The sequence below is a fragment of the Thalassospira sp. genome, from assembly GCF_030690045.1.
In the GTDB taxonomy this organism is placed as follows: domain Bacteria; phylum Pseudomonadota; class Alphaproteobacteria; order Rhodospirillales; family Thalassospiraceae; genus Thalassospira.
Genome location: NZ_JAUYHK010000018.1, coordinates 110,604 through 125,695, shown reverse-complemented (window position 1 = coordinate 125,695; position 15,092 = coordinate 110,604). Strand labels below are relative to the sequence as shown.

Here is a 15,092-nt window from a genome sequence, read left to right as displayed (position 1 = left end):
CGTTGCCACCCTTCTTTCCGGTCCCTGTCCCACGATTGCAAACAGGGAGCGCACCATGTCAACAAGGTCTTCGACCCTGACCGGGCGCATCATGGCGGCACCATCGATCATCATCCTGTTTTTATGGATGATCGTGCCGCTGGGCATGACAATCTATTTTTCCTTCCTGCGCTATAATTTGCTGATGCCGGGAATGGAAGAATGGACTGGACTGGACAATTATTACTTCTTTCTGACCGATCCGGCGTTTTTTGCCTCTCTTGCCAATACATTGTTACTGGTGGGTTCTGTCCTGATCATTACCGTGGTCGGGGGCATTTTGCTGGGCCTGATGCTGGATCAGGCGATTTTCGGGCGCGGTATTTTACGCCTGTTGATCATCGCGCCGTTTTTCATCATGCCGACGGTCAATGCGCTGGTGTGGAAAAATCTTTTGATGCATCCGGTATCGGGCATGTTCGCCTGGATCGCCACCAGTTTCGGCCTGCAACCGATTGACTGGTTTTCCGAGGCACCGCTGACCGCCATTATCATCATGGTCGCTTGGCAATGGTTGCCCTTTGCCGTTCTCATTCTTCTGACCGCGCTTCAGTCGCTGGATCGTGATCAGCGCGAAGCCGCCCAGATGGACGGGGCCGGGCCGATATCGATTTTCTTTTACATTACCCTGCCGCATCTGGGGCGCGCCATTACGGTCGTCATCCTGATCGAAACCATTTTCCTGCTGACGGTCTTTGCCGAAATTTTCGTTACCACCGGCGGCGGACCGGGCCTTGCCACCACCAATATCGCCTTCCTCGTCTATACCCAGGCCCTGTTGCAATACGACATTGGCGGGGCATCGGCAGGCGGGATTGTTGCGGTCATCCTTGCCAATATTGTCGCGATCTTTCTGGTTCGCCTCATCGGCAAAAATCTGGACAGATGAGGGGAAAATGGAAAAAACCTTTAAATCGCCCCTGAAACATATCGCGTTTTCGGTCTTTGCCTGGCTGGTCGGATTGATGATCTTTTTCCCGATTTTCTGGATGGTTCTGACCAGTTTCAAATCGGAACTGGATGCCATCAGCATGCCGCCGATGTTTTTCGATTTCGACTGGACCCTTGCCAATTATGTCGAGGTTCAGGCGCGGTCGAACTATTTCAAATTCGCGATGAATTCTGTGGTGCTGTCGGTGGGATCAACCCTGATTGGGCTGGTCTTTGCCGTGACCTGCGCCTGGGCAATGGCATTTTCGCCGACCAAACGCACCAAAAACGCCCTGTTATGGATGTTATCGACCAAAATGATGCCGCCGGTCGGGGTGTTGGTGCCGATCTATCTGGTGTTCCGCGACTGGGGCCTGCTGGATAACCGGTTTGGCATCATGATGGTTCTGTTTTTGATGAACCTGCCGATCATGGTCTGGATGCTTTACACCTATTTCAAGGAAATCCCCAAAGACATCCTTGAAGCCGCCCGGATGGACGGGGCCACCATGCCCAAGGAAATTCTCTTTGTGCTGTTGCCGATGGCCGTGCCGGGCATCGCATCGACCATGCTGCTCAATATCATTCTGGCATGGAACGAGGCCTTCTGGACCCTGAACCTGACCACATCGGATGCCGCCCCGCTGACCGCCTTTATCGCGTCCTATTCCAGCCCCGAGGGGCTGTTCTGGGCGAAATTGTCGGCGGCCTCGACCATGGCGGTGGCCCCGATCCTGATTATTGGCTGGTTCTCGCAAAAGCAACTGGTGCGCGGTTTGACTTTCGGCGCGGTGAAATAGCCTGTGGCCGGACCCTTGAATTATCGTAAGGAAGGAACACCATAATGGGTGCGATCCGACTGGAAAAAGTCCGAAAAACATTCGGGAATCTGGATGTCATTCCCGGTGTCGATCTGGACATCAATGATGGTGAATTTGTTGTTTTTGTCGGCCCGTCGGGCTGTGGCAAATCGACATTGTTGCGGCTGATTGCCGGGCTGGAAGATGTATCGGGTGGCAAAATCCTGATTGACGGCACCGATGTTGTCGATGCCTCGCCCGCCAAACGCGGACTGTCGATGGTGTTTCAGTCCTATGCGCTGTATCCGCATATGACGGTTTACAACAATATTGCCTTTGGCCTGAAAATGGCGGGCGAAAGCAAGGCAGTGATCGAGGAAAAAGTCCGCAATGCCGCCGATATCCTGAATCTGACCGATTATCTGGACCGGCGGCCCGGTGCGCTTTCGGGCGGGCAGCGCCAACGTGTGGCAATTGGCCGTGCCATTGTCCGCAATCCCGCGGCCTTTTTGTTCGATGAACCCTTGTCGAACCTGGACGCATCCTTGCGCGTCAATATGCGCCTTGAAATTACCGCCCTGCATCAATCCCTGAAAACCACGATGGTTTATGTCACCCATGATCAGGTCGAAGCCATGACCATGGCCAACAAGATTGTCGTGTTGCAGGCCGGGCGGGTTGAACAGGTCGGCGCACCGATGGAATTGTATAACCGCCCGGCCAACAAATTCGTCGCCGGGTTCATCGGATCGCCCAAGATGAATTTCATCGAGGGTGCCTATGCCGGGCAACGCAACAGCCATACGCTGGGCATCCGGCCCGAACATATCGCCGTCAGTACGGAATCGGGTGAAATCGCCGCCACCGTCAAAATCGCCGAGCATCTGGGGGCGGAAACCTATTTGCATGTGGTGGCCGATGACATCGGCCCGATGACCGTGCGTGCCACCGGTGAAATGCCGCTGGGCGAACATGACCGCATCTGGCTGACCCCCGATGCCACGCGCCTGCACCGTTTCGATGCACACGGGCAGGCCATCACCGCCCCCTGATTTTGACTGAAACCGGACCGTGCGGGCATAAACCCACCGGCCCAAACGCCCACCAGCAAACTGCGAGACACAAATGTATTTGAAAAAATTCGACCTGACCGGTCGGCGCGCCTATGTCACCGGCGGCGGCCGCGCCATCGGCCTGTCCTGCTGCGAAGCGCTTGCCGAAGCCGGTGCGCATGTTGTGATTGGCGATATCAGCGAGGCCGTCGCCGAAGAAGGCCGCGATTACCTGAAATCCAAAGGATACAAGGCCGATATCGACATCATGGATGTCACCAAAACCGATCAGGTCCGTGCGAGTGCGGAAAAACAGGCCAAGGCAGGCGGCATTGACATTCTGGTCAACAATGCCGGGATCGCCCGGTCGGAAACCCCGGCGGAAAAAGTTGAAGACGAACACTGGCTGAATGTCATTGATGTCAATCTGAACGGCACGTTCTGGTGCTGCCGCGAATTTGGCAAACAGATGCTGGCAAAAAAGAACGGTGTCATCGTCAATATCGGGTCGATGTCGGGTTTTATCGTCAACAAGCCGCAGGAACAGGCCTATTACAACGCCTCAAAAGCCGCGGTTCATCACCTGACCAAATCGCTGGCCGCGGAATGGGGCAATCGCGGGGTGCGGGTCAATGCCGTCGCCCCGACCTATATCGCAACGCCGCTGAATGAATTTGTGAAATCCAAGCCGGAAATGTATGACGCCTGGATCAATGGCACGCCGATGGCCCGTCTGGGCCTGACCGAGGAAATCGGGTCGGTGGTGCTGTTTCTGGCGTCCGATGCCTCCAGCCTGATGACCGGCTCCATCGTCCTGGCAGATGGGGGTTATAGCTGCTGGTAACAGCGGCTGGAACTTGTCCGGTCACGGTGTCCTGAACGTTGGTGACCGGGTCAGGGCTTTGGAAGGACGGGGTGCGGTTGTGGGACCTGCACCCCGTTCGTCCTTTGCCGACGTTTTTCACGCCGCCTTGCGGATCCCGGCCAGATAGCGCGAAAAATCATTCACCCCGGCAATATCAACATCTTCCAGCCCCAGAAAAACCGCCAGCCGGTGCAAATGATGATGCAAATCCGGGGCAACCTCGCCCGGCACGCATCCCGGTTCGATATGGGCGGCAACCACCAGCAACAAGCCCGCCTGCCGGTCAGCCTTCAAATCCACCCGGGCAACCATCGCGCCATTTTGCATGAAAGGCAGCACGTAATAGCCATATTGGCGTTTTTCCGCCGGGGTATAAATTTCGATGCGATAGGTAAACCCGAAAATCCGTTCCACCCGGTCACGATCCCACATCACCGGATCAAACGGCACCAAAAGAGCACTGGGAATTGCCCGGCGACGCAATTTTGCGTCCGGCGCAATCCAGCCCGGTTGCGACCACCCTTGCACATCGGCGGGGATCAGTTCCCCCGCCTCGGCCATTTCGGCAATGCGCTGTTTGGCATCATCGGTCGGAATGCGGAAATATTTGCGCAAATCGGTGGTCGTCGCCACCCCCATTGCGGCAATCGCCTTGCGCAACAGGGCACGCTGTGCGACGTCCCTAGGCAGGATTTGCTGCGCAACAAAATCCGAACCCACCACCCGTTCGGGCAGATCATAGACCCGTTCAAACGAACTGCGCCGGGTGCGGGCGGCAAGTTGCCCGCTCCAAAACAGATATTCCAGCGCGGTCTTGGCCCTCGACCACCCCCACCATTTGCCGCCCGATACCGGGCGTTCGTCGTCCATGTCGCTGGCGGCCATCGGACCTTTGGTGGCGATGTGATCCAGAATATTGCGCACAAATTCCGGGTGATCGCGTGCCACCCGCGCAATGCCGCCCCACATGCCATCCCCCGACCGGGCATTTTCCATCCGCCAGCGATATAACGGATAATCTTCCAGCGGGATCAGGGATGCTTCGTGGCCCCAATATTCAAACAGCCGCCGCCGCGATTTCGGGCCCCAGCTGAGCTGATCCAGAATATCGCGGTCATAAATCCCAAGGCGCGAAAACACCGGCATATAATGCGCACGGCTCAGAACATTCACACTGTCGATCTGCAACAAACCGGTTTTACGGATCATCTTCATGATCCGCCTTGCATCAACAGCCTTCCCACCCTCTGCCTCGAATCCCTGCGCACCCAGGGCAAGGTGCCGGGCCTGTCTGGCACTTATCGCAACCGGTTTGCGTTCAGACATGATTATCCTCAAACCTCGATATAGGTCGCCTCATACGCCACCGGAAAATTCACCGACCGGGCAATGAAACAATATTTGTGAATTTCGTGATGGATCGCATCGGCCTGTTGGCAATCGGTGCCTTTTGGCACCCGGATCGTCGGGCGCAAGGTGGCGCGGACAAACCGCCCGGCACCATTGGGGCTGCTTTCACCCACCCCGACCGGATTGTCTTCATATCCCTGCACCGCAATGCCCGCCGTGCTGGCCAGATGCAAAAACCACAACATATGACAGGCCGACAGGGCCGCGATCAGCATGTCTTCGGGGTTTGGCAATGTCGGATCACCGCCCAGCAAGGGATCGTTGGAGCATTTGATCACCGGCTTGCCGGGTGTTTGCACATTCCAGGTCCGGTCATAGCCACGATAGTTTTTCGTGCCCTCGCCGCGATTGCCGGTCCAGGCGATCTGGCAGGTGAAATCATGTTCTTTGCTCATCGCACATCCTTGGAGGTTACATACAGGTCACAGTCAAGCCGCAGTTCCACCATGATAATGACATTCGGACGGGGTTTGATAACAGGACAAAATCACCCGTGATTTCCGCCACATATGCCGCAAAACTACAAGGATGCGATGAGATCCTCCTGACATTTCTGACAGTAGAACCAAACAACCCCGAATAATCTTGACCGGTCGCAATACCCGGACCTACCCTTTTGTTTTCGCGATCGACATGCGGAAAACCGCAATTTTGATGGCCATAACCGGATGCCACCATGACCTTTGATCAGGGATTGATCCTTGCCATTCTTGCCAGCAGCATTGCAATGTTTTTGTGGGGAAAATGGCGTCACGACATGATCGCGATGGCCGCCCTGTTGCTGGCCGTCATTACCGGGTTGCTGCCCGGTTCCGATGCCTTTGCCGGTTTTGGTCATCCCGCCGTGATTACGGTCGCCTGCATTCTGGTGCTCAGTGCCGCCTTGCAGCAATCGGGCGCGGTCGATGTCCTGACCCGCACCATCCTGCCACAATCGGCGGGGCCGACAGTCACCATCGCCGCCCTGACCCTGCTGGCCGCCCTGCTCTCGGCCTTTATGAATAATGTCGGGGCATTGGCCCTTTTGATGCCGGTCGCCCTGCAAATTGCCACCAAACAGGGCCTGCCGCCGGGCAAAATCCTGATGCCGCTGGCTTTTGGCTCGATTCTGGGGGGCATGACCACCCTGATCGGCACCCCGCCCAACCTGATTGTTGCCGGGTTTCGCAACCGGTTGGGGGATGGCAGCTTCACCATGTTTGATTTTACCCCGGTCGGGTTGGCCATCACCCTTGCCGGGCTGGTTTTCATCGTGATTTTCAGCCGCTGGCTGGTGCCGACCCGCGAACGGTCCGGCGCGCAAGGTTTTGAAACCGGCGCCTATCTGACCGAGGCCCGCGTTGGCGACAACAGCAAAACCGCAGGCATGACCTTGCAGGCGATCAACAGGGAATTGGAAAAAGCCGATGCGCAGATCATTGGTCTGGTCCGCAACGAAACCCGCATCCCGGCCCCCAACCTGTATCGCGAGGTCCGCGCCCACGATATTCTGGTGATCGAAGCCGACCCCGAAGGCATTGCCACCGCCCTGTCTGCCCTTGACCTGAAACTTGAAGAAGAAGTCCCCGATCCGGCCAATACCGCCAACAGCGACGATGAAGATAAAGATACTGGCAAGCCCGCCGAAAAAACCGGGCCAGACGATGGGCAGAAAGACGATGCACCGGAAGACGCGCCGCAAGACAAAAGCCCCGCCATCCAGTCCGAAGACATTGTGTTGATGGAAGTCGCGGTATTGCCCAATTCGGCTTTTATCGGGCGTTCGGCCACCGATATCCGCCTGCGTACCCGTTACGGCATCAATTTGCTGGCGATTTCGCGGCAGGGGCAACGGTCGATGGCGCGGCTGCGCACCATGCAAATGCAGGCGGGCGATGTTTTGTTGATGCAAGGATCACCCGACGCATTATATGAATTTGCCAATCAGCTGGGCTGTGTCCCGCTGGCCGAACGGCCTTTGCGCCTTCCCGATACAAGGCAGGCCATCAAGGCATCGGGCATTATGGCGCTGTCCGTGATTTTTGCCGCCGCCGGGCTGGTGCCTGCGGCCATTTCCTTTGCCGGGGGTGTTTTGGCCGCCATGGTGTTGCGCGTTGTGTCACCGCGCAACATTTATGATGCCGTTGATTGGCCGGTGATTGTCTTGCTGGCGGCCCTGATTCCGGTGGCATCCGTGATGGAAAGCACCGGGGCGGCCGATCTGATTGCCCGCCTGCTTCTGGATTGGGTGGCGCAGGGCAATGCGATTATTGCCCTGACCGTGATCCTGATTGTCACCATGACCCTGTCCGATTTCATGAACAACGCCGCCACGGCGGCGGTCATGTGCCCGATTGCGATTGGCAGTGCTATGCAACTGGGTGTCAACCCGGATGCCTTCCTGATGGCGGTCGCGGTCGGGGCATCCTGCGCCTTTCTGACCCCGATCGGCCATCAGAACAACACCCTGATCCTGGGTCCCGGCGGGTTCCGGTTTGGCGATTACTGGCGAATGGGCCTGCCGCTTGAAATCATTGTGGTTGCGGTGGGCGTGCCGATGCTGTTGCTGGTCTGGCCGTTGTGACCCAAACCAAAAGGGGCAGGCCAAACGGCCTGCCCCGATAATGTCCGGCAAACGTCAGATCAGTTACCAAAACCCAATTTCGGCGGCGTCACCCCATTGGCCTTGCACGCCGCAATCAGGGTGTTGTTCAGCAAACAGGCAATCGTCATCGGGCCAACCCCGCCCGGAACCGGAGTAATCGCCCCGGCCACCTTGACCGCACTGTCAAAATCCACATCGCCGACCAGTTTCATTTTGCCGTCAGCACCTTCGATGCGGTTGATGCCGACATCAATCACGGTCGCCCCCGGTGCAATCCAGTCGCCGGTAATCATGTTGGGGCGGCCAACGGCGGCAATGACGATATCGGCGCGGCGGACTTCTTCGGGCAGGTCGCGGGTGCGCGAATGGGCAATCGTCACCGTGCAGTTTTCGCGCAGCAAAAGTTGCGCCATCGGCTTGCCAACGATGTTGGACCGACCGACAACCACGGCGCGTTTGCCCGACAAATCGCCAAGGGTATCTTTCAGCAACATCAAACAGCCATAGGGCGTGCAAGGGGCAATGCCATCGCCACCGGTTGCCAGCGCCCCGGCATTGACGATGTGAAAGCCATCGACATCCTTGGTCGGGTCAATCGCCGCCAGAACGGCATTTTCATCAATCTGTTTTGGCACCGGCAACTGGCACAAAATGCCATGCACATTCGGATCGGCATTCAGCTTTGCAATCAGCGCCAGAAGCTCTTCCTGCGATGTATCGGCGGAAAGCTTATGCTCATACGAATTCATGCCGCATTCAAGGGTCTGTTTACCCTTGTTGCGGACATAAACCTGACTAGCCGGGTCTTCGCCCACCAGCACCACCGCCAGCCCCGGCGTCACCCCGTGTGCGGCTTTCAGACGGGTGACTTCGGCGGCAATATCAGTACGCAGACGTGCGGCAAAGGCTTTGCCATCAATGATTTTTGCGGTGCTCATCGGTTAATCGCCTGTCCATTCAATGATCTGCGATTGCACGGCACGGGCATCGCCGCCAATCACCAGAATCTTGTTGCGGTCCGTATGCCCGCTGATGATGTTGATGGCCGATTTAGGCCATTTTCCCGATTTGGACAACAATTTGATCAGGGCGTCATTCGCCTTGCCGTTTTCCGGCACCGCCGTCACCATCACGCGCAACTGTTGCTGGCCGCTGGCATCACACGCCATGCCTTTGATCGCATTGGCCGAAGCCCTGGGCGTCAGGCGCACATACAGCCGAACACCCGACCCATCGGGCAGAATGTCGCAAACCGGCTTTGTCGTCACAGGACTTAACCGTAAATAACCGGCCCCAACAGTTCAAACATCAGATTACGGGCAAAGATCAACAGCAGGATCAGGACAATCGGCGACAGATCAATCCCGCCCAGATTGGGCAGGACACGCCGGATCGGGCGCAGGGCCGGTTCGGTAATCCGATACAGGAAATCCCCGACCATATAGACAAAACGGTTGCTGGTATTGACGATGTTAAACGCCACCAGCCAGCTCAGAATCGCCTGAATGATCAGGCACCAGATATAAAGCTGGATCACCGTGCTTACCAGCAGAAGTACAGACTCCATTACCGCTCCTTGTTTCCGAATCCGGGTCGGACATCGTCCAATGTGAAAGACAAGCCGAAACGTAATGGCACAGGCCGCCAGAAGCAAGTATCAAGCCGTGATAAAGCCTTGCACGCAGTGATTTTCTGCACAATCAGAACATCTGCCCGCGCTTGCGCGTCCAGATCGCCACAGCAATCGGAATGGTCATGGTAATGGCAATCGCCATCGCGCTCATCGCCATGCCAAGGCCGACCGACCCCTGTTCAAACTGTCGCCAGATAAACAAGGCCACCGTTTTGGTGCCCAATGGCGCAAGCAGGATGGTCGCCACCAGTTCGCGCGCCGCCACCGCAAAAACCAGCAACATCGCCGCAATCACACTGGGCAATATCAGCGGGGTCAGAATACGGAAAAAGACCGTAATATGCCGCGCCCCCGATACCCGTGCGGCGTCTTCAAGGCTGGGCCCGATCTGTCGCAAGGCGGCATTGGCATAACGCACCGGATAAGGCAGCAACAAACAGCAATAAGCCAGAACCAGAATGCCAATGCCGTTATAGGGCGTGGCCGGAAGCCACGGTTGCGTCCATGCCAGAATCAACCCCACCGCCACCACAATGCCCGGAATGGTATTGGGGATCATCGTCAGAAAATCCAGAATGCGGGCGCCCAGGTGACGCTGGCGCACCACGACATAGGCCGTCAGTGTGCCCAGCAATCCGGTAATCAGGGCCGCTGCCACCCCAAGGCCAAGACTGGTGCCCAAGGCCTCCATGGCGCCGCCGCTATTGGCAAATATTTCGGCAAAATGCACGGTTGAAAAATTATCGACCGCCAGCCCGCCGGAAATGGTGCGGGTCGATGCGGTCAACATAACCGCCGCCACCGGTGTTACCGCCCCCAGCAGACCAACCACGGCAAACAGGATCACAACCGGAATGCGCCAGACGCCCAGCGGCAGCAAATCCTGCGCGCCCGGCTTGCCCGATATGGTCCGGAAATCCCGGCGCGACACCACCCGGTGCTGAATGATAAAGGCGGTCATCGCCATCAAAACCAGAATGGTCGATAACAGCGACGCACTGGGCAAATCGATGGGATAATCGGACAAATGACGTTCAATGCCCGTGACAAGAACCAGAAAGCCGCTGCGGGCGGCAAGGGCCGCCGGGGTGCCGAATTCCTCGATCGCCATGGCGAAAACCAACAACAGACTGGCGGCAATCGCCGGGGTCGAAAGCGGCAGGGTAATCCGCCAAAAGGCGCGAACGGGTGTGCTTCCGGCAACGCGGGCCGCCTCGACATAGCGCCCGCCAATGGTCGCCACCATGCGCGACACAGCGAAATACACCACCGGAAAAACATTGAGCGTCATGACAAACACGACGCCCTGAAATGAAAACAGGAATGCCCCGGCATTCACCCCCGAAACCTGTTCAAGATAGCCGCGTGGCTGCAATGTCATGATCCAGCCCAGGGCGGCGATATAAGGCGGAATGGTAAAAGGCACCAGAAATACCAGATCCCAGAACCCGCCGCCCGGCACCCGGAACAATCCGCGCAAAATGCCCAGCGGCACCGCCACCACAAACGCCCCGACCACCACACAAACGCCCAGCATCAGGGTATTGAGCGTCCAGCGCACCAGACGCGGGTCCGACAGGGTTTCGACGAACCGCCCGAAAGGATCGGCAAAGGACCCCAATGCAATATCGGGAAAGACCGCCTGCAACAAAACAAATAACAGCGGAAACGCCACCAGCACGATCAGGACAGGCGCAACGACGGCGGCAATGGAGCCGCCGCCGTCAAAAAAACCGCGTTTGAAAAAATCAGGTCGCACGGAACGGTTACTCGATCCCGAAAATCTTGTTGAACCGCGCCAGTGTCGCCGCCCGGTCAGAAGCCGGATCAACCGACAGGATTTTCAAATCGGAAATCAGCGCACGATCCGCCGCAACATCGCTGCGGGCAGGCATCAGATAGGTCGCCGCCACCATCGCCTGTCCCTTGTCCGACAGGACATAATCGATGAATTTCTTTGCCGCATCCTGATTTTTCGAGGATTTCAGGATCATCATCGGGCGCGGGGCAATCACCGTACCGCTGGCCGGGAAAATGACTTCAATCGTTTCACCCTTGGCGGCCTGACCAAGACTGATGTAATCCACCGCGCCAAACACCACACCTTTGGCCCCTTGCAGAACCGGGTTCAGGGCCTGTGCATTGGCACCGGGCACAATCATGTCATTGGCGGCCAGCGCATCAAACAGGGTCCAGCCCAGATCATTTTGCGTCGTCAGGGCCGCCACCAGTTCATAAGCCGATCCCGATTGCGACGGATCGGGCATCGTCACCAGATCACGATAGGCCTCATCCGTCAGATCGGACCAGTCAGCCGGGCGCGGGGTGCCGCTATTGGGGTTCCAGGCGATGGCAAGGGCCGAAATACCCTGCGCGACATAACCCGGACCTTTCAGGAAATCGGGCACATTGGCGGCATTGGCACTGTTATAGTCCAGAAGTTTTCCCTGGGCGGCAAAATCGGTTGCGGTATCCCACGATGCCGAAATCAGGATATCGGCCACCGGGTTGCCTGCTTCGGCTTCCAGTCGCGCCATGACCTTGCCGGTTGTGGCCTGAAACACATCGACCGTAATGCCGGTTTCGTCCTTGAAGCCACTGGCAAGACTATCAATCAGGTTCGCCGGACCGGCGGTATAAACCGTCACATTTTGGGCTTGTGCGGCACCGGCAAGACCAAAACCGGCCAACCCGGCCAGCAAAAAAGTACCAATCCGTTTCATAATGATCATCCTTCAGGAAGAGGTTGTATTGGAATGTTGCGGGGCTGCTTCACCATGCGGAAACCAGAAAGCCCGGTCCCACGCGATATCAAGCCCCATGGCCTTGCCGTCATCGACACGTAACGGGCTGAAAAGTTCGATGCTGGTATCGGCATCAAGGCGCATCTGCACGCTGTAACCATCGCCGCGAAACATGCTGCGCACCGCCGTTCCCGACAGGGTTCCGCCATTCTGCCCGGCAGGGGACAGGGCCGAACGCGGCACGAACAAATCGCCAGACCGGCTGCCATTGGCGAATTGGGCGGGCGGGCGCAACCGTTGCTGTCCGTTACGCACCACCAAATCGCCGCCCTCCACCGTCGCCGGCAGAACAAGGCCCAGTTTCAAAAATTCGGCCACCGCCACCGAGGCCGGGTTTTGCACCAGATTTTCGGGGGTCGCGATTTGCAAAATATTGCCATCGCGTAAAACCGCCACCCGGTCGGCGATGGCGAATGCCTCGCCATGATCATGGGTGACGTAAATCCCGGTCATGCCCAGTTGCCGCAACAAAGCGGCAATATCGACAACAAGGCTTTCGCGCAATTCGCGGTCCAGATTGGAAAGCGGTTCATCAAACAGGATCAGGGACGGGCGCGGCACAATCGCACGTGCCAGCGCAACCCGTTGTTGCTGCCCGCCCGACAATGTGCCCGGTTGCCGGTCCGCCAGATGATCCAGCCCGACCAGTTTCAGGGCCTCTTTCACGCGGGCATTGCGTTCGGCCCGCGCCACCTTGCGCATTTCAAGCGGAAAGGCAATATTTTCGGCAACGCTCATATGCGGCCACAGGGCATAATCCTGAAACACCATGCCGATGGACCGTTTTTCCGGCGGCAGAAACTGATGGGTGGCGGCATCGGCGACCACCTGATCGCCAATGCAAATCCGCCCGGCACTGGGTCGCGTCAACCCGGCCAGCAACCGCAACAGGGTGGTTTTGCCACATCCCGATGGCCCCAGCAACGCCACGACCTCGCCCGGTGCCACATCAATATCGACCGATTTCAGGACCGTATTGGTGCCGAAACGCTGGGATACCCCAAACGCCGCCACCGGCGATCCTGCTGTGGATTTGGGGGCAATCATCGTGTCTGAAAAACCGTGCATCCGTGCAAATTTCTTTGAAAATTCAGCGATTGATGCGTTTACCACAGTCTTAAAACAGTCGTTTTGAATGTTTTGTGGCGTTTTCTTTGCTGTTTGATGACACCCCCGGCCCCTGACGAAGCCTTTGCCAGCCAGATCGAAAATGCTAAGACCATCACAGCTTCATCGCCAAAGGATCATGCCGTGACGGTCAACAGCCCCGCCAAACTGCGTTGCCAATGGGCCAACACCCATATCGACAAGCCGTTTTACGTCGCCTATCACGATGAGGAATGGGGTGTTCCGGTGCATGATGACCGGCATTTCTTTGAAATGCTGATCCTTGAAGGGGCGCAGGCCGGGTTAAGCTGGCTGACGGTTCTGGCGCGGCGCGATGCCTATCGCGCCGCCTTTGACAATTTCGATGTGCAAAAAGTGGTGGCTTTTGACGATGCCCGGCTGGCGGCCTGCCTTGCCAATCCGTTGCTGATCCGCAACCGGTTGAAAATCGCCTCGACGGTTAAAAATGCCCGTGCCTTTATTCAAATCCAGCAGGAATTTGGCAGTTTTAATGCCTATATCTGGCAGTTTGTCGGCGGCAAACCGGTGATCAATCACTGGTCCGATGTCAAGGACGTTCCGGCCACCAGCCCGCTTTCCGATGCGATTTCAAAAGATCTGAAAAAACGCGGTATGAGCTTTGTCGGATCGACCATCATCTATTCATTTTTGCAGGCCACCGGGCTGGTGATGGATCACACCACCGATTGTTACCGCTATGCCGATTTGTGCGGGGCTTAAATCAGGCTTTTGTGCTGCCGCGCACCGTCAGGGTGGTGGGCAGGACCCGGCTGCGCCGATCCCCCTCGCCCAGCGCCAGTTCGGCGGCAAGTCGGCCTTTTTCCACCGAATTCTGGGTGATGGTCGATAAGGGCGGATCGGTCCGTTCGCCGTCGGCAATGCCGTCAAAGCCGATCACGCGAATATCGCCCGGCACCGATTTACCGGCCTTTTTGATCGCGTCCAGCGCGCCGATGGCAATCACATCGGACATCGCCAGAATACCGTCAATTTTCGGGTGATCGATCAAAAGCTGGCGCACCTGCGCACTGGCCTGTTCCGACAGATTGTCGCATTCAATATGGACAATATCATCAACCTCGACCCCGCCGCTTTCCAGCATGGCGTGATACCCTGCCAGCCGTTCCCGCACCACACGGTGGCTGACCGCACCGCGCCGTTTGTCATCCATCGGGCCAAACCGTTCGGCCTCGTTGGCCTGAAGCGACAGAATGGCAAAATACCCTGCCCCGCATTCCAGCAAATGCCGGGCGGCCATTGCCGCCCCGGTATAATCATCCAGCACGACCGAGGCCACGGCATCCCGGATATCGGTATCAATCCCCACCAGCGGCAAATTGCGCCGCCGCAGGGCAGAAATAATGTCGTTATTGTCGGAATAACAATGCACCAGAAAGGCATCAACGGCGGCATTATTGACTGCAGAAATCGCCTGTTCCTGATTTTCGGCCGAAATGATCATCATATTGACGGCCTGACGGGCACATTCGCGCCCGACACCACGCAGCAATTCAATCGCCACCGGGTCGGTAAAGGCATATTCCAGATTGTCGGGAAAAACGACGCCCAGCGCCCCGGCCCGACCGGTGCGCAACATCCGCGCCATGACATGTGGTCCGCGATAACCCAGTTCGGCGGCGACAGCAAAAATCCGGTCGCGCACCTGTTGGCGCACCAGATGCGGCTTGCCAAAGGCATTGGACGCCGTTCCCTGCGACACACCGGCCGCCCGCGCCACATCCACCAGTCGCACCCGTTTTTCCATCGGTGGTCTTTCCCCTGTTTTCATTTTACGGCCCGTGTTCCCCACGACATCGGGCCTGTTATTGAATCGGTTCATTCCGATA

General features: G+C 57.4%; 15 protein-coding genes. 6 read left to right on the top strand and 9 right to left on the bottom strand.

Annotated elements, in window-relative coordinates; all coding sequences use genetic code 11:
- The first annotated feature begins 55 nt into the window (after positions 1 to 55).
- The 4 genes from Q8O73_RS15620 to Q8O73_RS15605 all read left to right on the top strand — a co-directional run bounded on the left by Q8O73_RS15620 (position 56) and on the right by Q8O73_RS15605 (position 3,665).
- On the top strand, positions 56 to 928 hold the full coding sequence (locus tag Q8O73_RS15620) for a carbohydrate ABC transporter permease (RefSeq protein ID WP_305559119.1): 873 nt from the start codon (positions 56 to 58) through the stop codon (positions 926 to 928).
- Between the two features lie 7 nt (positions 929 to 935).
- Positions 936 to 1,769: a carbohydrate ABC transporter permease gene (locus Q8O73_RS15615; protein WP_305559118.1), complete on the top strand. Its 834-nt coding sequence runs from the start codon at positions 936 to 938 to the stop codon at positions 1,767 to 1,769.
- Positions 1,770 to 1,813: 44 nt separating this feature from the next.
- Positions 1,814 to 2,821 (top strand): ABC transporter ATP-binding protein, encoded by a 1,008-nt coding sequence (locus Q8O73_RS15610; RefSeq protein ID WP_305559117.1) that lies wholly within the window; start codon positions 1,814 to 1,816, stop codon positions 2,819 to 2,821.
- Positions 2,822 to 2,894: 73 nt separating this feature from the next.
- Positions 2,895 to 3,665 carry an SDR family NAD(P)-dependent oxidoreductase gene (locus Q8O73_RS15605; protein WP_305559116.1) on the top strand — a complete coding sequence of 257 codons (771 nt, stop codon included), beginning with the start codon at positions 2,895 to 2,897 and terminating at the stop codon, positions 3,663 to 3,665.
- 117 nt (positions 3,666 to 3,782) lie between these two features.
- Here Q8O73_RS15605 and Q8O73_RS15600 read toward each other — a convergent pair whose 3' ends face one another.
- Complete coding sequence (locus tag Q8O73_RS15600; protein ID WP_305559115.1) at positions 3,783 to 5,012, bottom strand: winged helix-turn-helix domain-containing protein; 1,230 nt, start codon at positions 5,010 to 5,012, stop codon at positions 3,783 to 3,785.
- A gap of 8 nt (positions 5,013 to 5,020) precedes the next feature.
- Positions 5,021 to 5,491, bottom strand: coding sequence for an OsmC family protein (locus Q8O73_RS15595; RefSeq protein WP_305559114.1), 471 nt, complete (start codon positions 5,489 to 5,491; stop codon positions 5,021 to 5,023).
- Between the two features lie 281 nt (positions 5,492 to 5,772).
- Here Q8O73_RS15595 and Q8O73_RS15590 point away from each other — a divergent pair, with 281 nt between their 5' ends.
- On the top strand, positions 5,773 to 7,659 hold the full coding sequence (locus Q8O73_RS15590) for an SLC13 family permease (protein WP_305559113.1): 1,887 nt from the start codon (positions 5,773 to 5,775) through the stop codon (positions 7,657 to 7,659).
- Positions 7,660 to 7,718: 59 nt separating this feature from the next.
- Here Q8O73_RS15590 and folD read toward each other — a convergent pair whose 3' ends face one another.
- The 6 genes from folD to Q8O73_RS15560 all read right to left on the bottom strand — a co-directional run bounded on the left by folD (position 7,719) and on the right by Q8O73_RS15560 (position 13,185).
- Positions 7,719 to 8,618 carry a bifunctional methylenetetrahydrofolate dehydrogenase/methenyltetrahydrofolate cyclohydrolase FolD gene (gene folD / locus Q8O73_RS15585; protein WP_305559112.1) on the bottom strand — a complete coding sequence of 300 codons (900 nt, stop codon included), beginning with the start codon at positions 8,616 to 8,618 and terminating at the stop codon, positions 7,719 to 7,721.
- 3 nt (positions 8,619 to 8,621) lie between these two features.
- Positions 8,622 to 8,948, bottom strand: coding sequence for a DUF167 family protein (locus tag Q8O73_RS15580; protein ID WP_305559111.1), 327 nt, complete (start codon positions 8,946 to 8,948; stop codon positions 8,622 to 8,624).
- Between the two features lie 5 nt (positions 8,949 to 8,953).
- Positions 8,954 to 9,247: a YggT family protein gene (locus Q8O73_RS15575; protein WP_305559110.1), complete on the bottom strand. Its 294-nt coding sequence runs from the start codon at positions 9,245 to 9,247 to the stop codon at positions 8,954 to 8,956.
- Positions 9,248 to 9,380: 133 nt separating this feature from the next.
- On the bottom strand, positions 9,381 to 11,072 hold the full coding sequence (locus tag Q8O73_RS15570; RefSeq protein WP_305559109.1) for an iron ABC transporter permease: 1,692 nt from the start codon (positions 11,070 to 11,072) through the stop codon (positions 9,381 to 9,383).
- Positions 11,073 to 11,079: 7 nt separating this feature from the next.
- Complete coding sequence (locus tag Q8O73_RS15565; protein WP_305559108.1) at positions 11,080 to 12,036, bottom strand: ABC transporter substrate-binding protein; 957 nt, start codon at positions 12,034 to 12,036, stop codon at positions 11,080 to 11,082.
- Between the two features lie 12 nt (positions 12,037 to 12,048).
- Complete coding sequence (locus tag Q8O73_RS15560; RefSeq protein ID WP_305559107.1) at positions 12,049 to 13,185, bottom strand: ABC transporter ATP-binding protein; 1,137 nt, start codon at positions 13,183 to 13,185, stop codon at positions 12,049 to 12,051.
- A gap of 96 nt (positions 13,186 to 13,281) precedes the next feature.
- Here Q8O73_RS15560 and Q8O73_RS15555 point away from each other — a divergent pair, with 96 nt between their 5' ends.
- Positions 13,282 to 13,965: a DNA-3-methyladenine glycosylase I gene (locus Q8O73_RS15555; protein WP_305559106.1), complete on the top strand. Its 684-nt coding sequence runs from the start codon at positions 13,282 to 13,284 to the stop codon at positions 13,963 to 13,965.
- 1 nt (position 13,966) lies between these two features.
- On the opposite strand, the gene Q8O73_RS15550 is transcribed toward Q8O73_RS15555, so the two are convergent.
- Positions 13,967 to 15,010: a LacI family DNA-binding transcriptional regulator gene (locus Q8O73_RS15550; protein ID WP_305559105.1), complete on the bottom strand. Its 1,044-nt coding sequence runs from the start codon at positions 15,008 to 15,010 to the stop codon at positions 13,967 to 13,969.
- Between the last annotated feature and the right edge of the window lie 82 nt (positions 15,011 to 15,092).